This is a genomic window from Bacillus cereus group sp. N8, assembly GCF_016483685.1.
Taxonomy (GTDB): domain Bacteria; phylum Bacillota; class Bacilli; order Bacillales; family Bacillaceae_G; genus Bacillus_A; species Bacillus_A proteolyticus.
Genome location: NZ_JAEHBK010000030.1, coordinates 19,961 through 45,566, shown reverse-complemented (window position 1 = coordinate 45,566; position 25,606 = coordinate 19,961). Strand labels below are relative to the sequence as shown.

The following is a 25,606-nucleotide window of genomic DNA, read 5'->3' as shown; positions in this document are numbered from 1 at the left end:
CTCTCGTTGGCTCGGATATGTGTATAATAGACATCTATTATTAAAAACTCATTAGAAAGCGCTATTTTTATATAATAAACTTATTAATATTCAAAAAAACTTAATATTGGTTTATTCGACTTATTTTTAAAGAGTCAAAACATAAAATTAATTAGATTCTTTTTTTATGTTTTATGATACTATATTGATTTGTAAGGCCTATTATTTTATGGGTAGGTCTTATAAGTTTATCTAATTTAATGGAATCGACATATGGAGGTACAACATGGGGAGTATTGAAAAAATTGCAAATCTTCTATTAGAAGAACCGAAAAGAGAGCAGTTATTTCCTTTATTTGAAGAAGTGTTTGGGATTACAAGTCAAACATTACATGATTTTTCAAAGAAAGGATATTGGGATTATACATATAAAGCTTTATCATTTATACAAGATGATAAAGTGATTGCAAATGTTGCGGCGTTTTCACTTCCGTTACTAATTAATGGTGAAAAAATAAATGCAGCGGGTATTCAATCAGTAATGACACATCCGGATTTTCGTAGACAAGGACTAATGACACAATTGCTTAATAAGATGATAGAAGAAATTGATAAGCAATGTGAATGTGCTTTCTTGTTTACAGAAACCCCTGAACTATATAAACCATTTGGATTTCAAATTGTGCAGGAATATCTGATGACTATACCACATGATAAAAAGAATAATAAAGATTCTATACTTAGAAAGTTAGATTTTTATAATGAAGAGGATAGAAATTTAATAAATGAAATAATTGAAAATGGTCAAAGGCTTTCTAATATGTTTTCGACAATAAATTATCGATCTTCGTTTTATTTGAAAATGTATGACTTAAAGTGGAATGAGAAATTGTATTATTCTAAGAAACTAGATGCGATGATCGTTTATGAAGTAGAAAATGAAAAGCTAAAGTTATATGGAGTATTTGCTCCAGTACTTCCGATTTTAGATGAATTATGTGAGGAAATCTCTGAATCATTTACAGAGGTTGAATTTTACTTTTGCCCAGATCAATTAGGGATTGATGAGGTACAATATACAGAATTACAGTCTAGTAAGTATTTAATGGTTCGGAGTAATAAAGAATTAGATTTAAAAGGGTATAGATTCCCAGTTTTAACGGATTTTTAAATGTTCATTTAGATGATTTTGATGAAGGATAAAGGTAATAATCGTATTAAAATAAGATTTTACATGTGGAATCCATCTGAAAATAATAGGTTTAAGATTGAGTTTTACAATTAAACAAATATAAATAAAGAACCGCATTCTTTTTCTTTAGAATGCGGTTTTTGTATTTACGTAAGATAAAGCACATTTATTGACCGGAAAGTCTTTAGTGCTTATCATTTAATAATGTTAAATATTAATTTGCATAATATAATAGAAGTAATGAAGAAATTCTAGACTATATCGTTTAGATAAGGAGGAATATGAATTATTCAATGGTAATTTCATAAAAAAGGAGATTATGTATGAAATCATTTCGCAAGTTGTTACAGTATTTAAAACCATACATGTTCTTCGCTATTATTGGACCGCTATTTATGGTACTTGAGGTTGCGATGGACTTAATTCAACCGACAATTATGCAACATATTATTGATGTTGGAATTGCAAATCGGGATTTGAATTATGTAATAAAAATGGGGCTTCTTATGATAGGAGCAGCAGCGATCGGTTTAGTTGGAGGACTTGGTTGTATGATGTATTCTACAAAAGCTGCTGTTAATTTCGCTACAGACATACGAAAAGATGTGTTTGCGAAAATAGAAACATTTTCTAGCAAAAATCGTGATTCATTTGGAACAGGAAAATTATTAACGATTGTTACAAATGATATTACATCCATTCAATCGGCGATGACGATGACGTTACGTGTGCTTGTCCGTGGACCGTTATTATTTATTGGAAGTATCATTATAGTCTTCGTAACAGCGAGAGACCTATTTCCTATTTTACTTGTTGTCGTACCCGTTTTATTAGTTGCAATTGTATTGATTGCAAGTCAAGCGAGCGGTTCATTTAGACGAGTACAAGAAGCATTAGATAAAGTAAACACAAAGCTACAAGAAAATTTATCCGGTGTACGTGTTATAAAAGCATATGTAAGACAAAAATATGAAATCTCACAGTTTGAGAAAGTAAATAAAAATTTAACTGGAATAAATATTCGTGCTATACAAATTATTTCATTGATGATGCCAATTATTATGCTAGTTGTAAATGGCGGGATTGTAGCAACTTTATGGATTGGTGGCGAGAAAGTTTTTAATGGTACACTCCAAGTAGGGGCCATTTTAGCTTTCATTAATTATTTAAATATCATTTTAATGTCACTTATGTCTATTAGTATGGTATTTATTCAAATTGCCCGTGCTTTTCCATCAGCGGATCGTGTACAACAAGTTTTACATACTGAAGTTGACATTACAACTGAAGGCGACGTATATGAACCAAAGCAAGTGGATGGTAATGTAGAGTTTAAAAATGTTAGTTATAGTTATACGAAAAATAATGAATATGTTTTAAAAGATATTTCATTTACTGTACGTAAAGGTGAAAAAATAGGGATTATTGGATCTACTGGAAGTGGTAAATCTACATTGGCGAAACTATTGCCGCGACTTTACGATGTTGATCAAGGTGAAATATGTATAGATGATGTCAATGTGAAAGCGTACGATTTGCAAAAACTTCGTGCTTCAATTGGCTTCGTTCCACAAAAGGCACTTCTCTTTTCAGGCAGTATAGAAGAGAATTTACGTTATGGAAAAGAAGATGCCACTTATGATGAATTGGAATTAGCGTCTTCATCTGCTTGTGCGACTGAGTTTATCAATAAGCTGGAAGACTCTTATCAATATAACTTAACACAAGGTGCAACCAATCTATCTGGCGGTCAAAAACAACGTATATCTATTGCAAGAGCCTTAGTGAGAAAACCATCTATTCTTGTATTAGACGATTCTACATCGGCAGTTGATGCGAAGTCAGAATCTGTAATACAAGAAGCATTAAGGTCGAGATATAGTGGCACAACGACATTTTTAATCGCATCAAAAATATCCTCTATTATAGATGCTGATAAAATTCTCGTTCTGGATAACGGTGAATTAGTTGGAAGTGGTACGCATGAGGCTTTATTGGCAACTTGTGAAGTGTATCAGGAAATTTATCTTTCCCAAGGTGGTAACCTGCAGCAAGAAGGAGGGGAAGAGCGTGCGTAATTTTCAAGGACAATTTGGAAATAAAGGTGGACGTAATAATCCGAAAAAGGGAAAAGCAAAGAATACTAAAGGAACTATAATGCGAGTATGGAACTATATGGGGTATCAAAAAGCATCACTTATGTTCGTTATTATTCTTGTATTCATCACGACATTACTCGGTTTACTTGGGCCATATTATATGGGGGTCATCATTGATGAATATATTGTACCGAAGGATTTAAGCGGGACAGCGAGAATGTGCATGCTACTCATTGCAATATATGGGATAACCGTATTGTTAACATGGTTACAAACATTTGTCATGATTAATGTTGCATTAAAAACAATACAAAAAATACGACAAGATATTTTTGAGAAAATCCAAACACTTTCTCTACGATTCTTTGATGTACGTTCTCAAGGTGATTTAATGAGCCGTGTGACAAATGATATTGATAACTTAAATCAAGCTTTGACACAAAGTGTTGTGCAAATCATTTCATCAGCGTTAACGTTTATAGGTGTAACAATTGCGATGTTTTCATTAGATTGGATTTTAGCAATTGTCACTTTAATTACGGTACCTATTATGTTTTTCGTTACAAAAAAACTTGTTGCTTATAGTGGGAAAAACTTTGCGAAGCGTCAAAGGGATTTAGGAGAATTAAATGGATTTATTGAGGAAGCTATTACAGGTGCAGACGTAACTACGTTATATGGAAAAGAAAAAGAAACCGTACATAACTTCAATGAAATTAACGAACAGCTAAGAATTTCAGCAACGAAGGCTGAAACCTTTTCAGCATTTATTTTTCCGAGTATGAACTTTATTAATAACTTAGGAATGGGGCTTGTAATTGGAGCTGGATCAGTTATGGTATTAAACGGAATGACAACAGTAGGTGTCATTGCTGCTTTTATTAACTATTCTCGTCAGTTCGCAAGACCGCTTAGTCAATTTGCAACGTTAATGAATACGATTCAAGCGGCAGTTGCTGGCGGAGAACGTGTCTTCGAAATTATGGATGAAGTACCAGAGATTCAAAATAAAAAAGACGCAGTACTTGTACAAAATTTACAAGGGCGCGTTACGCTTGAGAACGTTTCATTTGGATACGAACAGGACAACATGATTTTAAAAGATGTGAGTCTTGATGCGAATCCGGGGGAAACAATCGCTTTAGTCGGTCCAACTGGATCAGGAAAAACAACAATTATAAATTTGCTAACTCGCTTTTATGATATTTCAAAAGGACAAATTAGTATTGATGAAAAAGATATAAAGGATTATGATATTAATTCTTTACGGAGTAAAATAGGGGTTGTTTTACAGGATACGTATTTATTTGCTGGGACGATTATGGATAATATCCGTTATGGACGATTAGATGCAAGTGATGAAGAAGTAATTAATGCAGCTAAGGCAGCATCGGCGCATTCTTTTATTAAACATTTACCGGATCAATATGAAACAGAAATTGTTTCAGAAGGTTCAAATTTAAGTCAAGGGCAAAAACAACTTCTTGCGATTGCACGAGCAATTTTAGCAGATGCAGATATATTAATTCTCGATGAAGCGACATCTAATATTGATACGAGAACAGAATTACAAATTCAAGCAGGATTAAATAATTTAATGAGAGGGCGAACGAGCTTTGTAATCGCTCATCGACTGAAAACGATTGAAAAAGCAGATCAAATACTTGTAGTAAAAGATGGAAGTATTTTAGAGAGTGGAAATCATGAAACTCTCATGGAAGATAAAGGATTTTACTTTGAGCTGTATACGAGTCAGTTTAAAATATAATAAATGAGGTTTCTCTAGAAAAGAGAAACCTCATTTTTTTATATTTGCAAACATTGCCACCCGAAAAGTCTTTCACTAAATGTTTTAACAGCGTCCTTTTGCAGACTAGGTGAAAAGAGTTTGGCCTGATTATAAAGGCTGGTGTTATGAAGTTGTGTAAATTTGAAGCAAGATTGGTTCGGTGTTTGTTGCTTTGTTATTTTTGGGGAAAATCAGTTTGGTTTCAGCTTATATTTAGTGGGAAATGAACAAAAATCCGCTTTGATTAAAGCTATACGTTATTATTTTTTTTGCAGAAAACTCCCCCCTTAAGGAGTGAATAGAACAGAGTTCAATAAATAGGTGGGAGATTTGAGCTGACTAGGTAAAAACTTTAAGCATTTATGACATATCAGAATTGGTGCGTTTCGATATGTCATAAATGGTATATAGAGTATCACCCCATCCCATGAATGAATTAGAACTATGAAATATTACTATTAAAAACAATCTAAGTTTTAATAATATATAGAAAGATAGTTTATAAGTAACCAGAAGGAGTATAGAGCTAGTTTATAACGATTGATATAGCACTGAAAACCAATAAAACAGCCATAATGATGTTAAATAATTGAGTATGTTTTAATAATAGTTTTTGGAACATTGAACCAAACAGGCTCCAACTACATGTACTCATTAAACCGACTACACCTAGAAATAATGAAAAAAGTAGAAAACTGGAATATGAATTGTAGTAAGGGAGAATAAAAGTAGAAACTACAGTCAGTCCGAATAATATCCCTTTCGGGTTAACAAACTGAAGAAAAATCCCCACTGTAAATAAGTTTTTATTATCTTTTTCATCGGGATCTGTACTACCTTTACTAGTGAGTATTTTAAAAGCTAAATATAGCATGTATGCTACTCCTAAAATTTTTAAAGGTAATTCGATTTTGGGCAAAATATTAATTAGTACGATATTAAAGAAACTACATAAAGAAGTGAGGAGGAAAAAACCGAAAGCTACTCCAAAGCAAAATTGCATGCTCCTTTTCAAACCAAGTTGATTTGCGTATGTCATAGCTAAAAAATTGTTAGGGCCGGGTGTGAAGCTACTTATAAAAACAAATATTAAAAAAGAAAATATAGGCATTTCAAAACCCCCTAAGTATTTTTCGTGTGTTATAATGACCAAAAAGAACAATATAACGTGTGCTTTTTATTATACATAACGGTCGTTATATTGTATATAGTGTAGGGGTGTTTTTTTATGGAAGAAATTCAACTTATTTTGGCGAAAAATATAAAAGCAATACGTGAGAAAGAAAAATTAAGTTTAGAAAAGGTTTCCCAATTAACAGGTGTGAGTAAAACCATGATTGGACAAATTGAAAGAGGAGATTCAAGCCCGACACTAACAACAATATGGAAGATTGCGAATGGTTTAAAAGTGTCTTTTACCTCTTTAATCAATAATCCACAGGCTGATACGAAAGTAGTTTTACGAAATGATGTGCAAGTATTGTCTGAAGACAATGGGAGATATAAAGTGTATCCTTCTTTTCCTTTTCAAGATGAAAGAAACTTTGAAATCTATACGGTTGAAATTGAAACAGAAGGGAAATTAAGTTCGGAAGCGCATAAAGAAGGAGCGGAAGAATTTATAACGGTGTTTGAAGGAGAATTGACAATTGAAATAAATGATTGTCAATACAAATTAAATAGCGGAGATTCAATTCGCTTTAAGGCGGATAGACCTCACACTTATAAAAATTCAGGAAGAATAGTAACTCGGTTAAGTATGACCATTTATTATCCAGCTTCATAAACTTGCTATTTTATTTAGAATATAAAGAGATATGTTTTGATAAAACCATCTAAAAGTGATGGTTTTACTTTTTACAATTTACAAAAAAAGACACTCATTTGAGTGTCAACACAGTATTGCCCTCGCGTATAGGATTGGAGAATATTTCTCAAATACGTATTGAGATGGTTCGTAAAGGAGAAATTGTCTTCTTATTTAATGTAACATCAGCATGGGTGCAGTGTAAATTGATAATATATATACGGAAAATTTAGTAAAGATAGTTACTACTATGAATATAGTGCGATGTGATTTTGTTTCTTAATCACTGTCGTGAAAGTTACTAGTTTAGTATCTAAAAATGTTTATTAAAAAAGAATGAATCATTTTTTAATCGATTCGTATACTTGTTAGAGAGGTACCTGTTGAACCACCTTCAACTAAATTAACGATGGATAATATGCCGAATAATTGAAGCGTGATGATAAATTATCAATAAATGAAGCTATGATAGAACCTGGAAATATTGGACCTACATTTCTATTTCTTCCCCCAATTTATATTCCAACGGGACCAACAGGTCTAACAGGATCGACCGGAGAATTTGAGGTTATTGGCCCCATAACAACAACCAATTAATCCCGCATTATCGGGCAGTAAGACCCCCACCTCAAAATTCAGCGAAAGCAAAGAAGTTAGGTGGGGGTCGGGCTGCCCGTAAAAGCCCGATTGGTGCGGGCTAATAATCAGTGGGGGATGAACAAAACCCCCACTGATTAAAGTTTCACTTTATTATATTATACTTTTGCAGATGGAGAGAAACTTATATTTACAGATACAGATGGGATAGCTCAATATGGTACAACTAACATATTATCTCCTAGTGAGGTTTCATATATTAATTTGTTGATTAATGGAATACTTCAACCGCAACCATTATATCAAGTTAGTACTGGTCAACTTACTATATTGGATAATCAACCACCATCGCAAGGTCATCAATAATATTACAATTTATTATTATTAATTAAAAAGACAGATTCTTAATGGAAAAAGGAATCTGTCTTTTTTTGTTCTAAATTACATTAGTTAAAATTAAGTGACGATAAATTCAATTGTTATTGGGATTCCATCGTCTAATGCATCTCCGCCAGGAATTGTAATAGCACCAGTAGGATCTGTGGTGATACTGGAGTTCACGCTAGGTTGAATTATGCCGTTTATATAGAGATTGTAATACGTAAAAGTCTGAAAGGCAGTTGCAGTAGTGCCGGCATCATTTAAGCAAGCTGTTGCAGCAATCGCAAAAGCTACACCTGTTCCAGCTCCTAGTGTAGATGTAAATCTCCTAGAAGCCATGAATGGTTGAATGATTGGCGATTAATTTTCACTCCTTTAATTATTTTTTTTAACGAAGTATAGAATAACTTGTCCACTATATTGTATGAAAGTTTTTTATAATAGAAACGGTTTCATGATTATAGAGGGAACACAAGATTAGTAAAGATATCATTGTTAATTATCTGAAAAAAAGATGTTGTTACTTGCGGAATATATGCTAATGATTTATTTGTGTTTTAATTTTTAAATGAAAATGTTCTTTTGGACCTAATAGATAAACGTGGAAAAATAAAATAAACTCTTAAGTTTAGGTGTTTAATCTAAGCAGTTAATTATTAAAAACATATAATTAATATGTGAGTCATGAACATAATTAAATAACATTTTAAAGTTTAATTATAATTCATGTTTCCTATATTAAGTGAATATATAACACAACTCTTTTTACAATTTTATGTTTCTTATAATAGGAAAATACTCAAATATAAGAAAAGTAAGGAGGAAATAAATGACACATAATAATTGTTTTGGTCATAATAACTGCAATCCGATAGTTTTTACACCAGATTGTTGTAATAATCCACAAACAGTCCCAATTAATAGCGAGCAATTAGGACGATTAATCACTTTACTAAATTCTTTAATTTCGGCTATTGCAGCGTTTTTTGCAAATCCAAGTGATGCAAACAGATTGGCTTTACTCAATTTGTTTACTCAACTATTGAATTTGCTAAATGAATTACCACCTTCTCCAGAAGGTAATTATTTAAAACAATTAATTCAAAGTATTATCAATGTACTACAATCACCTAATCCAGACTTAAGTAAATTACTTTCCCTATTACAACAATTCTACAGTGCTCTTGCACCATTCTTCTTCTCTTTAATTATTGATCCTGCGAGTTTACAACTTCTATTAAACTTATTAACACAACTAATTGGTGCTACTCCAGGAGGCGGAGCAACAGGTCCAACAGGTCCAACGGGTCCAACAGGAGCAACAGGTCCAACAGGTCCAACGGGTCCAACAGGAGCAACAGGAGCAACAGGAGCAACAGGAGCAACAGGAGCAGGAGCGACAGGAGAAACAGGAGCAACAGGAGCAACAGGGGCAACAGGAGCGACAGGAGAAACAGGAGCAACAGGTGGCGGAGCTATTATTCCATATGCTTCAGGTACAACACCAGCTGTGTTAGTTAACGTGTTAGCAGGAACTATTGGTACAGGAACTCTCCTTGGATTTGGTTTTAGTCAGCCTGGCGTATCTTTATTGGGTGGAGGCGATATCACATTAGCACTAGGTATAGGTGATTATGCATTTGTAGCACCACGCGCAGGGACTATTACGTCATTAGCAGGTTTCTTTAGTGTAACAGCGGGAGTTTCATTATTTGGACCTACTCAAGTTCAAATGCAAATATTAATTGCATCTGCAGCAAGTAATACGTTTTCACCAGTGGGAGCACCTCTTGTATTATTACCAACATTTTCCGGAATAGTGGTTGGTGCTACAGCATCAGGAATCGAACCTCTTAATATTCCAGTAGCCGCTGGGGATAAAATACTAGTATATGTTTCATTAACAGGAGCTAGTCCAATAGCTACACTTGAAGGATTTGTAAGTGCAGGTCTTAATATCGTTTAATTCGTTACAATGTTTAGTGGGAAATTAAACTGGTATTTGTATATAACCCTTCCTAATAATATTAGGAAGGGTTATATTTTTTATCCCGCATTAACGGGCAGTAAAACTTCTACCTCAAAATTCAGGTGGAACAAAGAAGTTAAGTGGGAGTCGGGCTGGTAATCAGTGGGGGATGAACAAAACCCCCACTGATTAAAGTTTCATTTTATGGAAAATAAGTAATAAACCAATTGAAAATTTACTCTTTGTTAAGTTGGTATAAAAGAAAAATTTATGTTTTACACTTTATAGTTCATGGAATAAGTTATATTGTTTGAAAAATTCCCCATAAACAAAGAAGATGAATTCCATTTAAAACAGAATTCATCCATTAAATAAACTATATACTAGTGGGTTAAATTGTTAATCATGAGTGGTGAAATGTCATTGCTCAAATTAGTAATAAACTATTTATTTTTATTACAGTTACATCCTTTTTTCTTTACATAGCCTTGCTCGGCTAAATCTCTTTGTGATTGGGAATCGGAAGATTGAGAATTCGAAGACTGAGAGGATGCTGACGAGCTACTATTTTTATTATTAGAGTAGTTTTTTCGATAGTTATAATTACTCATAGTACTATCACCTCCAATTAATTATATAAATATTATATGTATGAACTCTATTAATTGTTACGATAAAAAATCTCCTTGGTATTTTCCAAGGAGATAAATGATGGTTCTATTAAAATGATACTAATTAATACCCCCAGTAAAGAGGGAAGTAATAAGAATCTTGGTAATATAGATTTTGTTGTTGAGTAGGGGGCTGAGTTGACTGATTTATCATGTCGCGGTTTTGATTACAGTTTGCGGGAGGACCAATTACAGTAGTGGATTGAATTGGGGATACTGCTTGTTTCCATTGTTGTTCATTGAGACAATAAGTATGAGCCATCATATTAGCCGGAGTTAATCTTAAAATATCAGAGCCGAAAATAACTTCTGGGGTAGGGGCATCGAAAATAGCTAATAAATGAGTATGATCTGCTGAAGCAATTTCATAATGCCACCACGCTTGTGGAATATTGGCAACTTGGCCTGGTTTTATTGGTAAGTTTAATATTTGATTCGTAAATGGATTAAGTAAAGAAACAACAGCAGATCCTGAAATACAGTAAACGAGTTCAGCTGCATTTTGATGAATATGTGGTTCTACAACGTTCCCTGTACTTAAATAAATATCTAATAAAGAAGTGCTTTCTAAAGTGTTTAATTGTTTCATGCCAAGTACATTTATATAATTTTGGGCATCTTTCTTAAAAAAATTACTTTTACTTAAATCATGAGTAAAGTTGGTTGAAGGAGAGGTGTAGTCAATAGTAGAAGTCAATCGTATTACCTGCCTTTCTATAGGTAAGTATGGATACAACTTTAGGATATGTGCCTAGTGTTAGTTATGTGCATTTGTCTGTATCATAATAAATTCACTTGTTTTATAAAGAATATAGGTTGTGCTTCTTATTTCTCATAATGTTAATACGGATAAAAATTAGAGCGAACTAATGAAAGTCGGAATTATTGATGTTAGGTTAGGAGTAAAAATATTAAAATTTATTTCGTAGATTTTAATGGTTACGTTATATGAAAAGACCAATGCCTTATAGAAAGGAATTGGCCTTTTATTTAAGAGAGTTTTTGATGAATCATTAATTGTGCTTTAGCAGTATTGGCGTAATTTAGCCACTCTAATTCCAAGTTTTGTTTTAAATCGAAATTGATTTCGATGATGTCAAAATGAGATACCTTTGTTTTAAGTGGAACAGGCATCCCATTTACTTTTGCTTTTTTCATGTTATGTGCAATTTTTGGAAATGCAGAGAAAGAAAAATCAATAATTGTAGCACCATCTGGTAAATAAATAGGTTGTAAATCTGTAGTATAAGCCGTAATGGTATTTTCGAATAGTTCATACGATACTAAATTGTGGAAGACGACTGGATCTGTAGTTAATAAATTGTTATTCACAATGGTATCATTCATTATTTTATAAGATATTACTTGAACATCTACAGTTCTACTATTCAATAAATAAAAAATACCATTATCTTTTAATATTTTTGCTGATTGTGTTTGAATGATAATTGTTTGTTCAGTATCATTCATATTTATTTTAGTTTTTAAATTGTTATTAAAATGGCTATTTTCAAGAGCGATATTATCTTCGAAAGAGTTTATAGTTGGTTTGTATAATTGATGAATCATTCCAAGAATTTTATAGCAATCTAGCACACTTGTAGTGGTGATACATATTCGTGAAACACTTGATACGTTTTGAGATTCTTGTAGTTGTGAGTAAGCAGAGTAAATGGGGCTGAGTTCATAACTTATTTCAAATGAAAGGGTAGTATCATAAAAAGAAAGTATGCCTTTTCTTAAATTCGTTATATTGTTTTGAATGCGTGGTACATATTCCGTTAGAAGATTATGTATTTTATTATATCTTTCCTTATGTAGATATTGAAAAGAAAGGTTTTCTAATTCATTCTGGATTGAATATAAACCGAATCGCTCTGCAAGTGGTGCAAAGAGTGTTAGTGTTTCATTTGCATAAGCTACTTGTTTTGCAGGCTTTTTAACACTCAATGTTTTAATGTTATGAAGGCGGTCTATAACTTTTATAATGCCAACACGTATATCTGTTTGAGAGGCTAGTAATAACTTTTTAAAATTAATTGCTTCGTATAATGCTTTCTTTTGACCACATTGTTTTTTAACTTTTGTTAGCCCATCTACAATATATTGAACGGTCGCACCAAAATATAACTTAACTTCTTCTAGAGAATGCTCTGTATCTTCTACAACATCGTGTAATAACGCAGCAACTAATGTTGTGACGTCAGCTTTATAATTTAGTAATATTTCTGTAACCGCGAAAGGATGCATGATGTATGGTTCTCCAGTTTGACGGTATTGTCCATCGTGTGCTTGCTCTGCAAACTTTATAGCTTTTTTAAATAGTGTTAATTCCTCAGATTGAAGATAATTCGCCTTTCGTAATAATACCTTGAACATATATATCCATCCTTTAAAATTATTTTTAATAATAATTCTATATAATATGATAAAGACCTTTTGAAATTGTAATTATTGTTTAAAAAAATAAAGTATATTGAGATTAAACTATATTCGTATTCGCATTCATACTTTGGATTGATGGAAAAAAGTAATGAACGTGTTAATTTAAAATTACATCAATCAATAATAAGGAGTGAATGTTCATGTCATTTAGTGAAATGATTAGAAATGAAGTGCTCAGCTGGGCGGGTGTTTCTGAAAAACCGCATCGATTTGGTGGTATTGAAATAAATTATGGTAAGAAAGAACTTGGTCATCTTCATGTTGAAAAGTTAGTTGATTTACCATTTCCGAAGGTAAAGCGAGATGAATTAGTGAACGAAGGGTTAGTGAAACCACATCACGTATTACCTGAATCAGGATGGATAAGTTATTATATAAAGAGTGAAGAGGATATTGCATTCGCAATTGAGTTATTTCGTATGCAATATGACCGAATACAAAAAAGAAATAAAGTAGATAAATAAAAATTTATTTTTATGTCACATCCCTCCTAAATCGTTCGTCTTGTATGTAGAACGATAAGGAGGGATTTTAATATGAATACATTTGACGTAGCAATTGTTGGCGGTGGGCTTGCGGGGTTAACAGCATCTATATATTTAGCGAAAGCTGGAAGGAAAGTTATTGTATTGGAAAAATCCAGTCGCTTCGGTGGTCGAGGGATGACTATAAATAAAAATGGCATTTGTTTGAATCTTGGTGCACATGCTTTATATAGAGGTGGGGCAGCGTTTATAACTTTTAATGAGCTTGGTTTGAATCTTCCAGGTGGAATGCCATCTACAAAAGCGCATGGAATATGGAAAGGGGATATATTCACCATCCCAACAGATTTTCGCTCAATTTTATCAACACCACTACTTTCTTGGTCTGCAAAAGTACAATTCTCACGTCTTATGATTCATTTAAGGAATGTAGATGTAGGAGAAGTCCCCAAAATGAGTCTAACTACATGGGCAGAAAATGAAATAAAAGATCCAATGGTGCGAAATATATTTTATGCACTATGCCGAACAACAACATACACGTATGCTCCTACAATACAATTAGCATCATCTGTACTAAAGCAAATACAGCTTTCTATGAAAGAAGGAGTATTTTACGTAGATGGTGGTTGGGAGACGATAATAACAAAATTAAGGGATTTAGCGAATGATGTTGGTGTGCAATTTCTAGCTAGTAAGCATGTTTTGGAAGTAGAACATTGTGAAGGTATACAAAAAATTCGTTGTTCGGATGATGAAGTATTTGAAGTTGATGCAGTTGTCGTGACTACTCCACCTAAAGAAGCTTGTAAAATAATAAAAGGTGCAGAAGGGACACGTCTGTATAGATGGAGTGAACAATCGGTACCGGTTACCGTTGCTGCATTAGATATTGGTTTGAGACGTTTAACCAATCCTATACATCATTTCGCATTGGGATTAGATCAACCTGTATTTTTCACGAATCAATCAAGAGCAGCCAAATTAAGTGAAGATGGAGCAATTGTAGTGAGTTTAATTAAGTACCATAATCCTATGCTAGAGATAAATCATTTTCATGAAGATAAAGAACAGTTGGAAAGTACGATGGAGTTGCTACATCCTAATTGGAAAAGAGAAGTTGTTGCAAAGCAATATTTACCGAAAATAACGGTAGTACATGATTTTCATCATATTGACCGTGTTGAAAAACCGGGCCCTAATATACCTGAAATGCCAGGTGTTTACGTTGCAGGAGATTGGGCTGGGCATGATGAAATATTAGCTGATGCTGCGGTAGCAAGCGGGAAACGTGTAGCGTTACACATTTTAAAGCAATTAGAAAGCGAGGCAGTTCATCATGGAAACGGAGCAATTATATGAAGCCTACCAACCATTATTATTTTCATTAGCATATAGAATCCTTGGGAGTGTTATGGACGCTGAAGATATCGTTCATGACGTATTTATCGCGCTAAATAATATAGAGGATGTTCAATCTATAGAAAATATGAAAGCATATTTGTGTAAAATGGCGACAAATCGTTCAATTGATAAATTACGTTCGGCAGCGCATAAACGTAATGTATATGTAGGAATGTGGTTACCAGAGCCATTTGTGGAAGAGTCTGATGAGCCAGCAGAGTCGTTTGTAATGAAAGAATCCATTTCTACGGCATATTTATTACTTTTACAACAACTGTCTGAGGTAGAAAGGGTTGTTTTCATATTAAGAGAGGTTTTCAGTTATGACTACGAGGAAATAGCTTCAATTGTTGATAAGAGTAGTGTGAATTGCCGGAAGATCTTTCAACGCGCACGAAAAAGTATTTTAGATAAGCCGAAGCAATCAACACTAAGTACGAAGAAAATGGCTACCTATGTGGAAAAGTTTGTATCATCATTACAGTGTGGGGATGCGCAAGGCATGTTAGAAGTATTAAAAACAGATGCGATATTTAAAGCAGATGGTGGTGGTAAAGTTACAACTGCTATTAATCCGATTTATTCTGCAGATAAAATTATACGTTTGTTCTTTGGAATTGCAAAACGATTGCCAGAAAAGTATAGTGTTGATTTCAAAATAGTAAATGGTGCACCAGGCGTTATAGTTACAATAAATAATAAAGTGACGTATGTAATTTCATTCGCATTTGAGGATGAGAAAATTTCAAACATTTATATGATGGTTAACCCTGAAAAACTTATGCATTTAAATGTAATAGTATAAAAAAGACGCATTTCTTTAGAAGTGCGTCTTTTTTTTATTTTTCTAACATTTCAAGAGGTACATCTTTTTCGCCGGCTACCTCAAATTTAATTTCCCCGTCTTCTTCATAAATACGTGAAATAATCGGTATAGTAATCATTAATTTTTTATGCTGTTTTCGCTTTCTAGCGGCATCTAAGCTAATCACGTTCATTGTAAGCATCCTTTCTTCTAGAAATATATAAACAAAAGAAAATGCGTCCGGAAAGGGCGCTTAATTGAATTTGAAATACCGATTCATTTAAATGGGGTTTATATTATTTAATAACTGCAATTTAATTAAAAATAGTATGAATGGAATAATTGCACGTAGAAATTAACTTTACCAAAAAACGAAACAATATGCTATAAAAAAATTTAAAACTTTGTCATATAACGAGAAAAAGGTTTTCGTTTCGCATATAATGAAAGTAGACGGGCAACAAGAGATTTTTCATCATATTGCTTTTTGAAAGGCGATGAAAAGGATGGATACTGTAGATTCATTATTATCTCAACTTGAACAATATGGAGAAGAGCATGATCGAAATAAAAAAACGCGGGAAGAGAAGTTACGGAATATTTCTCGTGAGATGGGGCAATTTTTATCAATTTTAGTAAAAGGGTGTAATGCAAAAAACATTTTAGAAATTGGAACTTCTAATGGTTATTCTACATTGTGGTTAGCTAATGCGGTAGAAGAAACAAATGGAAATGTAACAACTGTAGAGCTTTCTTCAGAACGGGTTGGAGAGGCAATTGTAAACTTTGAAAAGGCGAACCTTGTACAAAGAATTGATGTCCATAATCAAGAAGCAGGGGCGTTTTTAGATTCGCAATTAAATCATTCATTTGATTTTATTTTCCTAGATTCAGAACGTACACAATACATGTGGTGGTGGGAACATATAAAACGTATTTTAGAGCCAAAAGGTTTGCTTGTTATTGATAATGCAACTTCACATACAGAAGAATTAGCGGAGTTTATCAAGATGATTGAAGAAGATGATACGTATGAAACGGCGTTATTAGCTTTTCAAAAGGGAGCATTCGTTGCTCGAAAAAATAAGTAGAAGTGAGCATGACATAATTATCACATTGAAAGATAACAAATGTCAAAAGATTAAGTGCTGTATGATTTGAAGGAGATTGACCAATTGAATTTCAAATTAGAATGGAGAGGTAATAAATAATGGGATTCGTAAAGAATCCGCCTTCAGCATGTTCCTCTCTAGGTCTTAAGTCTGAGGAAAATAATGAAGAGAACAGGTATACTTATACTATGAAACAGGGAATGACTGCATAAGCAGGTATTTCTTGAAAAATCGATTTCAAGCAAGCAAAATGTGTATGAAATACGATATGTTAGATGAAATATAGTGCATATAAATTCGCACATATAAATAAAGGAGCGATTTTGTTGACTGAACTCGAGAAAAAAGAACCTGTATCGATTGTGAAAGATAATAATGTAGAAGTAGTAGTGGATACAGTAATAAAAGATGCAGAACTTGAAGAATTAAATAAAGAAGCTGATCTGTATGTACAAAAGTTAAATAGCGAGCAAAATACAGATTTATCAAAAGTATTGTCGCAGCTTGGAGACTTAGGAGATAAAGAGCAACAAGCGGCAGGACAAACGCTATCAGCTTTAAAACGTCCTGTGACAGCGATGATGAATGGAAAGAATGAAGAAATTCCAAATACATTGTTAGAATTACGCAAAGTGGTATCAGAGCTTGATCCGAATTCATTAAAAGCAAGTGGTATGAAGAAAATTATGTTTAAAGTATTCAAGAAAAATCCACTTGAAACATACGTGCATAAATATCAATCTATAGATAAGCAAATTGAGGAGATTATAAGATCCCTTCTCATTGGTCGTGACAACTTACAAGAAGATACAGTTGGTCTTGAAATGCTTAAAGAACAATCGCACGATAAAATTCACGCTCTTGATAAACAAGTATACTTAGGAAGAAAACTTGCAGGCATGCTTGAAGCCGAGAAACAAAACCCAGAACGTCAAAGGGATATCCCGTTAATAAATGATGCATTAGAAAAAATACTTGTACGTACACGTAATATGCAGCAAGCAAAAAGTGTATTATTACAATCTATCGCATCTGTAGACATCATTAAGAAAAATAATGAAAAGCTATCAGAGGCAATTCGTAATGCAATTACGATGACGCAAAACGTTGTAACAGTTTCAGCTGCTATCCAGCTAGCGTTAACGAATCAACGTAAAACAATTGATGCCGTAAATGCGACAAATGAAGCAATTGAATCAATGGTATTAAGTAACTCACAAGCATTAAAACAAAATACAGAAGAAACAACAAAACTTCTTGAAAATCCTGCAATTAGTATGGATAAATTACGTGAATCATTCCAAAATGTATTTGCCGCTATTGAAGCATCTGAGAAATCGTCAGAACGTATTATTGAGTCTAGTAAGAAATTTGTAATTGAACTAGATACATTTAATGATGAGATGAAGCAGAAACTCATTCAGCGTCCAAGGAAATAACAGACTTTTAGAGGAGGTGAAAAAATGAGTTTCATTCAAGGAGTATTATTACTATTAGGATCATTACTTTTAATCGCATTTACTGTCGTTGTTCTAGTTGTATACTTCGGACGTAAACTTTATTTTTCATGGACGAAACCATATAAGAGAGCACAAGATTCCATTGAGAAATTATCAAACAAATCAACACCGTTTTTACAAGAATTTACGCAGCATCCACTCTTTTATCGCTGGGTTCGTACAGAAGGGAAAAAAGAACAAAATACTTTAAACACTCTTTTCTGTACTTCAGGCCAACGTACGAGAGAGCAAGTTTTCTCAATGTTACCGAAAGAAAAGCAGAAAAAAGTGCATGTGATGGCAAAAACAACGAAAAAGCTTACGAATGAAGATATTGATATCGCAACAATGAAAGTGAAAGATTTCTTGAGACAAGAATCACAACAAACTGTAAAACCGACAGACTTATCGTTTTATAAATTGTATTTCTATGATCGATATCCAGATGCATTAAATACAATTCAAGCATATAAACGCTCGATTAATCCTTCACTACAAAGAACGGTTGATGAGATTACAATTTCAGTATTAAATGCACTTCCATATTATCAAGAACAACGTATGTTTGAACAACAACATAAACTTGAAACGTTCTTAATGAAAGATTTAACAGCGATGCTATCGTTGGTAGTACAATTACCACCTTCACAAAGACCAGAGAAGGAAGAAGAACTGAAAATCTACTTGCAAAATTTCCAAAAAGAAATGGAAGTAGTAGAGCGAGATATCCGCGACTCGATTGATCACGATTTAAATGTGAAGATGAGAGCAGCGACTGAGAAGTTTAAGAATAAATAATAAAAGCGCCTTAAAGCTATAGTTTTTAGCTTTTAAGGCGCTTTTTTATTAGCTGTTATTTTGCTTTAACGGTAGTATGACTAGAAGCAATACTTTCATTATGCAATCGATCAACTGCAGTTACTACATACGTATACGTTTCTCCAGAAATAGCTGTTTTATCTACATAAATTTCTCCAAGTTTTGTTTTTCTTACAGTAGTAAGTAAATTTTTTGGGTTTTGTATATCTACTTCATTTTTTCCATTTACACGGTAAATGGCGTAATAAGCAGAATCATTCTCTCTATCACCAATGATACCTACAGCAATACCTTCCTCTCTTGGAATAGCACCTTTTAAAGTCGGTTGTTTTGGTGGATCATGATCAATCCAAGGCATAGGCGGGATTAATGCAGGGTGTTTATATATGTCTTTTGAGAGTCTATCTTTCACTCCAAGTGGATTATTATTAATATCTTTTAAGCTAAAATGCATACTACCTTTTATTTGAGGATATAGCCGGTTTAATACAATTTGTCTTGGGTATTCTTCAGGATCAGACCAAGCGGGGGCAGAGTTATTATTAATTTTATAGGCAGCCTGACCGATGTATAGGTGAATCGGTTTATTATTTGTTTCTTTTACCCACCAGTCTACTAATATGTCATATGCTGCGGGTGTGAAACCAATATTCCAATATATTTGCGGTGTAATGTAGTCAATATAACCTTTTTGTATCCACTCACGTGTGTCAGCATAAAGATCATCATAGTTTCTTTGTCCGGCGGTTGTGTTAGAGCCAGTAGGATCGTCGGCTATATTTCGCCACACGCCGAATGGACTAATGCCAAATTTCACATATGACTTTTCTTGTTTAATAGCAGCATTTAAACCTTTGACAAGTTCATTTACATTGTCACGTCGCCAATCCTCTATATTTGTAAATCTACCGTTATTATACGTTTCGTACGTTTTTTGATCAGGGAATTCTTCACCAACTACTTTATATGGATAAAAATAATCATCCATATGAAGGGCATCAATGTCATAATTTTGCACGATTTCTAAAGCGCCTTCTGTTATGAATTTTTTTACTTCTGGAATACCGGGATTGTAATATAATTTCCCGCCGTAAGGTACAACCCAATCGGGATGTTGTCTTGCAGGGTGATTATTTGATAATCGATTTATATCAGTGTGATTCATCGTTATTCGGTATGGGTTAATCCATGCGTGAAATTCTATATTTCTTTTATGTGCTTCTTCAACCATAAATGCGAGTGGATCGTATCCAGGGTCTTTTCCTTGTGTGCCCGTAATGTATTCAGACCAAGGACCGTATTTGGAAGGATAAAAAGCATCAGCAGTGGGTTTAATTTGTACAACTACTGCATTCATGCCAGTGCTTTTTACATCGTCTAGCAATCTTATAAATTCTTGTTTCTGCTTTTCAATAGGTAAGCCAGTTTTTGAGGGCCAATCAATATTAAGAACTGATGCAATCCATACTGCACGTAATTCATGTTTTTTGTACGTAGTATTAACTTCAGCATAAGTAGAGTGAGGGGGAATGAAAGAGAAAGGAATAAAAAAGATGACGATACAACATATCATTAATAAACGTTTCAAGATCATTTATACGCCTCCTTATTATATGGTTAACTAAAATAATATCTGAGGTGAGGTTGTTCTTACAATTGAGAAAAATGAATATTGAAACATTAATTTAATAGGAAAAATATTTTTAGTGAAATTTACTTTCATCACAACTAAATTCTTTCACTACTTCATATGCTTGTTAGTAAAGTGAAACTTCCTTTCATTCGAAGGGGATAATTCATAAGTATAGGAGGATTAATAAATGAAGGTTTTATTTGTTTGTTCTGGAGGAATGTCCAGCGCAATTGTTGTAAACGCTTTAAAAAAAGAAGCGGAGAAAAATGGTATGAACATGGAAGTACATGCAATTGGAACAAGTGAGGTGGAGAAAGAAGTAAAGAATGGTTGGGATGTTGTAATGGTTGCACCTCAAATTAGACATCGATTTGATTCAGTAAAAAAACTTGCAGAAGAGGAATCTGTTCCTTGCGGTATCATTCCGCCGAAAGCATACACACCGCTTGGTGGACCAACATTATTGAAAACTGTAAATGAATTAATTAGTTAGGGGGAAGCGTTATGAATAAGTTTGTCACGTTTCTTGATAAAAACTTATCTGGACCGATGGCAAGGCTTTCTGAACAGAGGCATTTACAAGCAATCCGTGATGGAGTTATTTCGGCGTTACCATTTATTATCGTAGGAAGTTTCTTTTTAATCGTAGCATTTCCGCCATTACCGAAAGATAGTTTCATATCCGTTTGGGCATTAAAGAATCAAACAAGTATATTAATACCATATCGTTTAACAATGTTTATTATGTCTTTATATATAGCATTTGGAATAGGATATAATTTAGCCAAAAGTTATAAGTTAGATGCTTTATCAGGGGCGCAGTTAGCAGTATGCTCACTACTTTTAACATTGACGCCTGAATTAATCGATAAAAAAGGATTTATGCTTCCGATGACAAATCTCGGGGGGCATGGATTATTCGTAACGATGATCGTATCTATTTTATCAGTAGAGATTTTAAGATTTTGTAAGACGAAAAATGTAATGATTAAAATGCCAGAACAAGTACCGCCGTCTGTTTCACGTTCGTTTGAAGCACTTATACCTGCTGCATTCGTTATTATTATAATGAGTCTAGTAACTGTCGTTTTTAGCATTGATTTACACCATGTTGTTGATAAATTAGCAGCACCATTAGTAAAAGCTGGGGATAGTTACTTCGGTGTAATCATTCCAGTGTTTTTAATTACGTTTTTTTGGTCATTCGGAATCCATGGTGTGTCGGTTGTTGGAACTGTTGCTCGGCCATTATGGGAAGTATACCTAGGGAAAAATGGCGAAGCAGTTGCTAGTGGAGCAGATCAGTTGCCATTCATTTCACCAGAGCCGTTATATCAATGGTTTATATGGATTGGCGGTTCTGGTGCGACGTTAGGACTTGTATTAGCTATGATTGTATTTGGTCGATCAAAATATTCGAAAGCATTATCAAGAACTTGTATTGTTCCGGGTATTTTTAATATTAATGAACCAGTCATATTCGGATTACCGATTGTACTAAATCCAATTTTAATTATCCCATTTATCATTACACCACTTGTAACAGCAACTGTTGCATATTCAGCAACTGCGATGGGATTTGTAACGCCAACACATATTATGCCACCGTGGACATTACCAGCTCCAATTGGTGCGTATTTAGCTACAGGCGGAGATTGGCGTGCAATTGTATTAGTTTTCATAAATATAGCAATATCATTCCTTATTTATCTACCATTCTTTAAAATGTACGACAAAAATATGCTTGAAATTGAAAAGAATGGAGACGGAGAATCTGTTAATCCGTGATTTTTATACTGTATTTATGAGTGATAGGTATTTTGCCTATCACTTCTTTCACATGAAGTCCAGAGAGGGTGAAATGGAATGAATATAAAATTTAGTTATAAAGGTGTATTTTTATTACTATTTGGAGTGATATGTGCGAATTTACTATTTGTACCTTTATTAAGAATGCTAAATCTATCACAAATGCATAGTATATGGCTCGTTACAAGCATTGCGGCAAGTATTTTGCTTACAGTAGTTGTTTCTTTCATTGATGGGTCGTTTACATCAAAAGTGCAGTTGTTTTTTAGATTTATAATATTTTCAATTGGCTGTACGTTTGTAACTTACATGATTGTTTTTTAGTAAATAGGAGGTTATGCATGTTATGTATATTGCAGGGGTAATGTCCGGTACTTCGTTAGACGGAATAGATGTAGCACTCGTTCATATAGAAGGAAGCGGTGTAGGTTCTAAAGTTGAACTCATCCATTTTACTACTGTGCCATTTTATAATGATATGAAAAATGAGATCCAGCAGGCATTATCAATAGAAAATTCAAATGTCCAACTCATATGCAGTTTAAATTTCAAACTCGGTTTATGCTTCGCCAACGCTGTAAAGGAAGTTTGTAAAGAGTCAAATATTTCATTGGAAAAATTAGATTTAATAGGTTCTCACGGACAAACGATTTATCATCAGCCAAAGCAAGATGGTAATATGATTCCCTCAACATTACAAATTGGAGAGCCAGCAGTTATAGCATATGAAACGAACACTACGGTTATCTCTAATTTTCGAACGATGGATATGGCAGCAGGGGGACAAGGTGCACCACTTGTGCCATATTCAGAGGTCATTTTGTATCGTCATCAAACTAAAAATAGACTACTACAAAATATTGGCGGGATCGGCAATGTTACAGTGATTCCAAGTAAACAAAGTAATGAGAGCGTTATTGCTTTTGATACTGGTCCAGGGAATATGGTAATGGATGATGTATGTCAAAGATTATTTCAGTTACCATATGATCAAAATGGTAGGATTGCAAAACAAGGAGTAGTTGTAGATGAAATTTTGACATATTGTATGAACCATCCATTTTTGAAAATGAATCCACCGAAATCAACTGGTAGAGAACAGTTTGGAGAAGAATTTGTAAGTGAATTATTGAAGCGGTTTGGAAAGCATGGTAAAGAAAATCTTTTGACGACTGTAACGATGTTTACAGCAAGTTCAATTGTTCAACATTATAAGAAGTTTATTCTTCCATATTATGAAATCGATGAGGTAATTCTAGGTGGTGGTGGAAGTTATAATGATACACTTGTTGAAATGATACGGAATGGATTGAAAGAAGAAAAATGTGCAATATTCATTCAAGAAGATATAGGCTATTCTTCAGAGGCGAAAGAAGCAATCGCATTTGCTATTTTAGCAAACGAAACGCATCATCGTAATCCGAGTAATGTACCGAGCGCAACAGGTGCAAAGAAATCTGTAGTTTTAGGGAATACAACATTCCCTCCAATAAGAAGATGAAAATGAGGTGAACATATGAAGTATATGATTGGAGTAGACGGCGGTGGATCTAAGACAGAAGCAATTGTATTTGATAAAGATGGAAACGAACTTGTAAGAGCTACAAGTGGATTTGGAAACATTTTAATAGATTTTAAAGAAGCACTTTTTCATATTATGGAAGCGATTGATCAATGCCAGAAAAGTGTAGTGAAAGAGAATTGCGTTTGTATTTGTTTAGGATTAGCGGGTATAAGTGGAGCAAATACAAATGAATTAACATTACGTCTAAAACAGAAGTATGGAACACAAATTGAAGTTTTTAATGACGCAATGATAGCGCATGCAGCTGCTTTAAAGGGGAAGGATGGAATTATAACGATTGGCGGTACAGGCGCGATTTGTCTTGGAAAGAAAGGAGAAGTGTACGAGTATAGCGGTGGATGGGGGCATATTTTAGGTGATGAAGGAAGCGGATATTGGATTGCGTTACAAGGTTTAAAGAGAATAGCAAATCAATTTGATCAAGGAGCTGCACTTTGCCCATTAAGCTTAAGTATTCAAGACGAGTTTCAACTTTTGACATCGTCTCATATAAAAAGACTAGTATATAGCTCTTCAAAAAATAAAGTTGCAGCAATTGCACCATTCATTATTGAGGAAGCGAGAAATGGGAATGATGACGCACGTGAAATAATTATACAAGCTGGAAAGGAATTAGCTAGGATTACAGTAAATGTTTATAACAAGCTGAAATTTAAGCACCCAACTCCAATTGCAGTAAGTGGCAGCATATTGCGTTTAGTTCCTGAAATATATGCATTATTCAAGAAGTGCTGTGAAGAAAGTATGGAAGAGATTACATTTGTATCACAAACAGAAATGGCAGTGAAAGGAACATATTATTTAATGAAGGATAGATACTTTTAAGAATAGTTGTATGAGAATTTTTGTATGAATTGTAAATATATGATGTTAAAATATATAAAGGGATGTGGATAAAAAAGTACAATATACATAGTTCTTGAATATTGTATATGTATTCCCATGTAGAAAGTGAATGATAACATGATTAATAGTATGCAATTTTTGTATTTGGTGGCTTCTTATTTATTTGGAAACATATTGACCGCTTATATAGTAACGAAATGGAGACATAACGTTGATATTCGAGATGAAGGAAGCGGTAATCCTGGCGCAAGAAATATGGGGCGCGTATATGGTAAAGGGTATTTCGTCGCTACATTTTTAGGTGATGCAATTAAAGGGGCAATCGTAGTTTCTATTGCAAAATACCTTTTTGAAAATTCTACATTTGTAATGTTAGCTTTACTAGCTGTTTTACTTGGACATATTTACCCAATTGTATTTAAAGGCAAGGGCGGAAAAGGCATTTCAACATTTATTGGAGGATTAATCGCATTTGATTATTTGATAGCGCTTACTCTTATTGCTGTTTTCATTATATTTTATTTAATCTTTAAAGGATTTACTAAGCCAGGCTTAATTACAATCGCTTGTTTACCGGTTTGCATGATTTTGTATTCTTACTCTATTGTTACGACTATTTTAAGTGCTCTTATCATTGTACTTATTTTATATGTAAATCGAGAATGAAATGAACTTGTAAT

24 protein-coding genes and 1 pseudogene are annotated in these 25,606 nt (G+C 33.6%); 19 read left to right on the top strand and 6 right to left on the bottom strand.

Annotated features, from left to right (window positions below; genetic code table 11):
* The first annotated feature begins 265 nt into the window (after positions 1–265).
* From JDS80_RS25595 to JDS80_RS25585, 3 genes are all read left to right on the top strand, one after another.
* Positions 266–1,150, top strand: a complete 885-nt coding sequence (locus JDS80_RS25595; RefSeq protein WP_071745898.1) for a GNAT family N-acetyltransferase — start codon at positions 266–268, stop codon at positions 1,148–1,150.
* A gap of 344 nt (positions 1,151–1,494) precedes the next feature.
* Positions 1,495–3,249, top strand: a complete 1,755-nt coding sequence (locus JDS80_RS25590) for an ABC transporter ATP-binding protein (RefSeq protein ID WP_071745899.1) — start codon at positions 1,495–1,497, stop codon at positions 3,247–3,249.
* Entirely contained in the window at positions 3,242–5,038 is a 1,797-nt protein-coding gene (locus tag JDS80_RS25585) for an ABC transporter ATP-binding protein (RefSeq protein WP_071772403.1), read from the top strand. Before JDS80_RS25590 ends, JDS80_RS25585 begins: the two co-directional genes overlap by 8 nt.
* Before the next feature lie 547 nt (positions 5,039–5,585).
* Here the strand turns inward: JDS80_RS25585 and JDS80_RS25580 are convergent.
* Positions 5,586–6,170: a LysE family translocator gene (locus JDS80_RS25580; protein ID WP_071745901.1), complete on the bottom strand. Its 585-nt coding sequence runs from the start codon at positions 6,168–6,170 to the stop codon at positions 5,586–5,588.
* A gap of 117 nt (positions 6,171–6,287) precedes the next feature.
* Here JDS80_RS25580 and JDS80_RS25575 point away from each other — a divergent pair, with 117 nt between their 5' ends.
* The 3 genes and pseudogenes from JDS80_RS25575 to JDS80_RS32390 all read left to right on the top strand — a co-directional run.
* Positions 6,288–6,845 (top strand): helix-turn-helix domain-containing protein, encoded by a 558-nt coding sequence (locus JDS80_RS25575; protein WP_071745902.1) that lies wholly within the window; start codon positions 6,288–6,290, stop codon positions 6,843–6,845.
* Between the two features lie 486 nt (positions 6,846–7,331).
* A complete protein-coding gene (locus tag JDS80_RS32395) occupies positions 7,332–7,463 on the top strand; it encodes an exosporium leader peptide-containing protein (RefSeq protein WP_412676985.1) in 132 nt (43 codons plus the stop codon).
* Positions 7,464–7,613: 150 nt separating this feature from the next.
* A pseudogene (locus JDS80_RS32390) lies at positions 7,614–7,855 on the top strand (DUF4183 domain-containing protein); the annotation flags it as partial.
* A gap of 64 nt (positions 7,856–7,919) precedes the next feature.
* On the opposite strand, the gene JDS80_RS25565 reads toward JDS80_RS32390, so the two are convergent.
* Positions 7,920–8,183 carry a DUF4183 domain-containing protein gene (locus tag JDS80_RS25565; protein WP_071745903.1) on the bottom strand — a complete coding sequence of 88 codons (264 nt, stop codon included), beginning with the start codon at positions 8,181–8,183 and terminating at the stop codon, positions 7,920–7,922.
* A gap of 490 nt (positions 8,184–8,673) precedes the next feature.
* Between JDS80_RS25565 and JDS80_RS25560 the strand changes: the two genes are divergently transcribed.
* Positions 8,674–9,810 (top strand): exosporium glycoprotein BclB-related protein, encoded by a 1,137-nt coding sequence (locus JDS80_RS25560; protein WP_199640248.1) that lies wholly within the window; start codon positions 8,674–8,676, stop codon positions 9,808–9,810.
* A 738-nt stretch (positions 9,811–10,548) separates the two neighbouring features.
* On the opposite strand, the gene JDS80_RS25555 is transcribed toward JDS80_RS25560, so the two are convergent.
* Positions 10,549–11,181: a cupin domain-containing protein gene (locus JDS80_RS25555; RefSeq protein WP_098889757.1), complete on the bottom strand. Its 633-nt coding sequence runs from the start codon at positions 11,179–11,181 to the stop codon at positions 10,549–10,551.
* 293 nt (positions 11,182–11,474) lie between these two features.
* A complete protein-coding gene (locus tag JDS80_RS25550; protein WP_071745906.1) occupies positions 11,475–12,863 on the bottom strand; it encodes an HD domain-containing protein in 1,389 nt (462 codons plus the stop codon).
* Positions 12,864–13,069: 206 nt separating this feature from the next.
* Between JDS80_RS25550 and JDS80_RS25545 the strand changes: the two genes are divergently transcribed.
* From JDS80_RS25545 to JDS80_RS25535, 3 genes are all read left to right on the top strand, one after another.
* On the top strand, positions 13,070–13,393 hold the full coding sequence (locus tag JDS80_RS25545) for a luciferase domain-containing protein (RefSeq protein ID WP_071745907.1): 324 nt from the start codon (positions 13,070–13,072) through the stop codon (positions 13,391–13,393).
* A gap of 72 nt (positions 13,394–13,465) precedes the next feature.
* Positions 13,466–14,776, top strand: a complete 1,311-nt coding sequence (locus tag JDS80_RS25540) for a phytoene desaturase family protein (RefSeq protein WP_071745908.1) — start codon at positions 13,466–13,468, stop codon at positions 14,774–14,776.
* Positions 14,754–15,623 (top strand): sigma-70 family RNA polymerase sigma factor, encoded by an 870-nt coding sequence (locus tag JDS80_RS25535; RefSeq protein WP_199640247.1) that lies wholly within the window; start codon positions 14,754–14,756, stop codon positions 15,621–15,623. Before JDS80_RS25540 ends, JDS80_RS25535 begins: the two co-directional genes overlap by 23 nt.
* Before the next feature lie 34 nt (positions 15,624–15,657).
* Here the strand turns inward: JDS80_RS25535 and JDS80_RS25530 are convergent, their stop codons facing one another.
* Entirely contained in the window at positions 15,658–15,816 is a 159-nt protein-coding gene (locus tag JDS80_RS25530) for a hypothetical protein (protein WP_001100983.1), read from the bottom strand.
* Between the two features lie 304 nt (positions 15,817–16,120).
* On the opposite strand from JDS80_RS25530, the gene JDS80_RS25525 reads away from it, so the two are divergent.
* The 3 genes from JDS80_RS25525 to JDS80_RS25515 all read left to right on the top strand — a co-directional run bounded on the left by JDS80_RS25525 (position 16,121) and on the right by JDS80_RS25515 (position 19,032).
* Entirely contained in the window at positions 16,121–16,714 is a 594-nt protein-coding gene (locus tag JDS80_RS25525; RefSeq protein ID WP_071745910.1) for an O-methyltransferase, read from the top strand.
* A gap of 347 nt (positions 16,715–17,061) precedes the next feature.
* Entirely contained in the window at positions 17,062–18,174 is a 1,113-nt protein-coding gene (locus JDS80_RS25520) for a toxic anion resistance protein (protein ID WP_071745911.1), read from the top strand.
* A gap of 24 nt (positions 18,175–18,198) precedes the next feature.
* Complete coding sequence (locus JDS80_RS25515; protein WP_071772501.1) at positions 18,199–19,032, top strand: DUF3974 domain-containing protein; 834 nt, start codon at positions 18,199–18,201, stop codon at positions 19,030–19,032.
* 55 nt (positions 19,033–19,087) lie between these two features.
* Here JDS80_RS25515 and JDS80_RS25510 read toward each other — a convergent pair whose 3' ends face one another.
* Positions 19,088–20,647: a glycoside hydrolase family 10-like protein gene (locus JDS80_RS25510; RefSeq protein ID WP_098889761.1), complete on the bottom strand. Its 1,560-nt coding sequence runs from the start codon at positions 20,645–20,647 to the stop codon at positions 19,088–19,090.
* Positions 20,648–20,873: 226 nt separating this feature from the next.
* Here JDS80_RS25510 and JDS80_RS25505 point away from each other — a divergent pair, with 226 nt between their 5' ends.
* The 6 genes from JDS80_RS25505 to plsY all read left to right on the top strand — a co-directional run bounded on the left by JDS80_RS25505 (position 20,874) and on the right by plsY (position 25,592).
* Positions 20,874–21,179, top strand: coding sequence for a PTS sugar transporter subunit IIB (locus tag JDS80_RS25505; RefSeq protein ID WP_071745914.1), 306 nt, complete (start codon positions 20,874–20,876; stop codon positions 21,177–21,179).
* Between the two features lie 11 nt (positions 21,180–21,190).
* Positions 21,191–22,474, top strand: a complete 1,284-nt coding sequence (locus JDS80_RS25500) for a PTS sugar transporter subunit IIC (RefSeq protein ID WP_071745915.1) — start codon at positions 21,191–21,193, stop codon at positions 22,472–22,474.
* Positions 22,475–22,552: 78 nt separating this feature from the next.
* Complete coding sequence (locus JDS80_RS25495; RefSeq protein ID WP_071745916.1) at positions 22,553–22,819, top strand: hypothetical protein; 267 nt, start codon at positions 22,553–22,555, stop codon at positions 22,817–22,819.
* Positions 22,820–22,841: 22 nt separating this feature from the next.
* A complete protein-coding gene (gene anmK, locus JDS80_RS25490) occupies positions 22,842–23,996 on the top strand; it encodes an anhydro-N-acetylmuramic acid kinase AnmK (protein WP_071745917.1) in 1,155 nt (384 codons plus the stop codon).
* A 15-nt stretch (positions 23,997–24,011) separates the two neighbouring features.
* Positions 24,012–24,905, top strand: coding sequence for a BadF/BadG/BcrA/BcrD ATPase family protein (locus JDS80_RS25485; RefSeq protein WP_071745918.1), 894 nt, complete (start codon positions 24,012–24,014; stop codon positions 24,903–24,905).
* 138 nt (positions 24,906–25,043) lie between these two features.
* Positions 25,044–25,592: a glycerol-3-phosphate 1-O-acyltransferase PlsY gene (gene plsY / locus JDS80_RS25480; RefSeq protein WP_071745919.1), complete on the top strand. Its 549-nt coding sequence runs from the start codon at positions 25,044–25,046 to the stop codon at positions 25,590–25,592.
* The last annotated feature ends 14 nt before the right edge of the window (positions 25,593–25,606 follow it).

Coding starts and splice junctions, on each gene's coding strand:
- JDS80_RS25550 (WP_071745906.1), bottom strand. CDS start 12,863: ATGTTCAAGGTATTATTACGAAAGGCGAATTATCTTCAATCTGAGGAA.
- JDS80_RS25560 (WP_199640248.1), top strand. CDS start 8,674: ATGACACATAATAATTGTTTTGGTCATAATAACTGCAATCCGATAGTT.
- JDS80_RS25485 (WP_071745918.1), top strand. CDS start 24,012: ATGAAGTATATGATTGGAGTAGACGGCGGTGGATCTAAGACAGAAGCA.
- JDS80_RS25500 (WP_071745915.1), top strand. CDS start 21,191: ATGAATAAGTTTGTCACGTTTCTTGATAAAAACTTATCTGGACCGATG.
- JDS80_RS25540 (WP_071745908.1), top strand. CDS start 13,466: ATGAATACATTTGACGTAGCAATTGTTGGCGGTGGGCTTGCGGGGTTA.
- JDS80_RS25525 (WP_071745910.1), top strand. CDS start 16,121: ATGAAAAGGATGGATACTGTAGATTCATTATTATCTCAACTTGAACAA.
- JDS80_RS25535 (WP_199640247.1), top strand. CDS start 14,754: ATGGAAACGGAGCAATTATATGAAGCCTACCAACCATTATTATTTTCA.
- JDS80_RS25545 (WP_071745907.1), top strand. CDS start 13,070: ATGTCATTTAGTGAAATGATTAGAAATGAAGTGCTCAGCTGGGCGGGT.
- JDS80_RS25575 (WP_071745902.1), top strand. CDS start 6,288: ATGGAAGAAATTCAACTTATTTTGGCGAAAAATATAAAAGCAATACGT.
- JDS80_RS25590 (WP_071745899.1), top strand. CDS start 1,495: ATGAAATCATTTCGCAAGTTGTTACAGTATTTAAAACCATACATGTTC.
- JDS80_RS25515 (WP_071772501.1), top strand. CDS start 18,199: ATGAGTTTCATTCAAGGAGTATTATTACTATTAGGATCATTACTTTTA.
- JDS80_RS25505 (WP_071745914.1), top strand. CDS start 20,874: ATGAAGGTTTTATTTGTTTGTTCTGGAGGAATGTCCAGCGCAATTGTT.
- JDS80_RS32395 (WP_412676985.1), top strand. CDS start 7,332: ATGATAGAACCTGGAAATATTGGACCTACATTTCTATTTCTTCCCCCA.
- JDS80_RS25510 (WP_098889761.1), bottom strand. CDS start 20,647: ATGATCTTGAAACGTTTATTAATGATATGTTGTATCGTCATCTTTTTT.
- JDS80_RS25580 (WP_071745901.1), bottom strand. CDS start 6,170: ATGCCTATATTTTCTTTTTTAATATTTGTTTTTATAAGTAGCTTCACA.
- anmK (WP_071745917.1), top strand. CDS start 22,842: ATGTATATTGCAGGGGTAATGTCCGGTACTTCGTTAGACGGAATAGAT.
- JDS80_RS25530 (WP_001100983.1), bottom strand. CDS start 15,816: ATGAACGTGATTAGCTTAGATGCCGCTAGAAAGCGAAAACAGCATAAA.
- JDS80_RS25495 (WP_071745916.1), top strand. CDS start 22,553: ATGAATATAAAATTTAGTTATAAAGGTGTATTTTTATTACTATTTGGA.
- JDS80_RS25595 (WP_071745898.1), top strand. CDS start 266: ATGGGGAGTATTGAAAAAATTGCAAATCTTCTATTAGAAGAACCGAAA.
- plsY (WP_071745919.1), top strand. CDS start 25,044: ATGATTAATAGTATGCAATTTTTGTATTTGGTGGCTTCTTATTTATTT.
- JDS80_RS25565 (WP_071745903.1), bottom strand. CDS start 8,183: ATGGCTTCTAGGAGATTTACATCTACACTAGGAGCTGGAACAGGTGTA.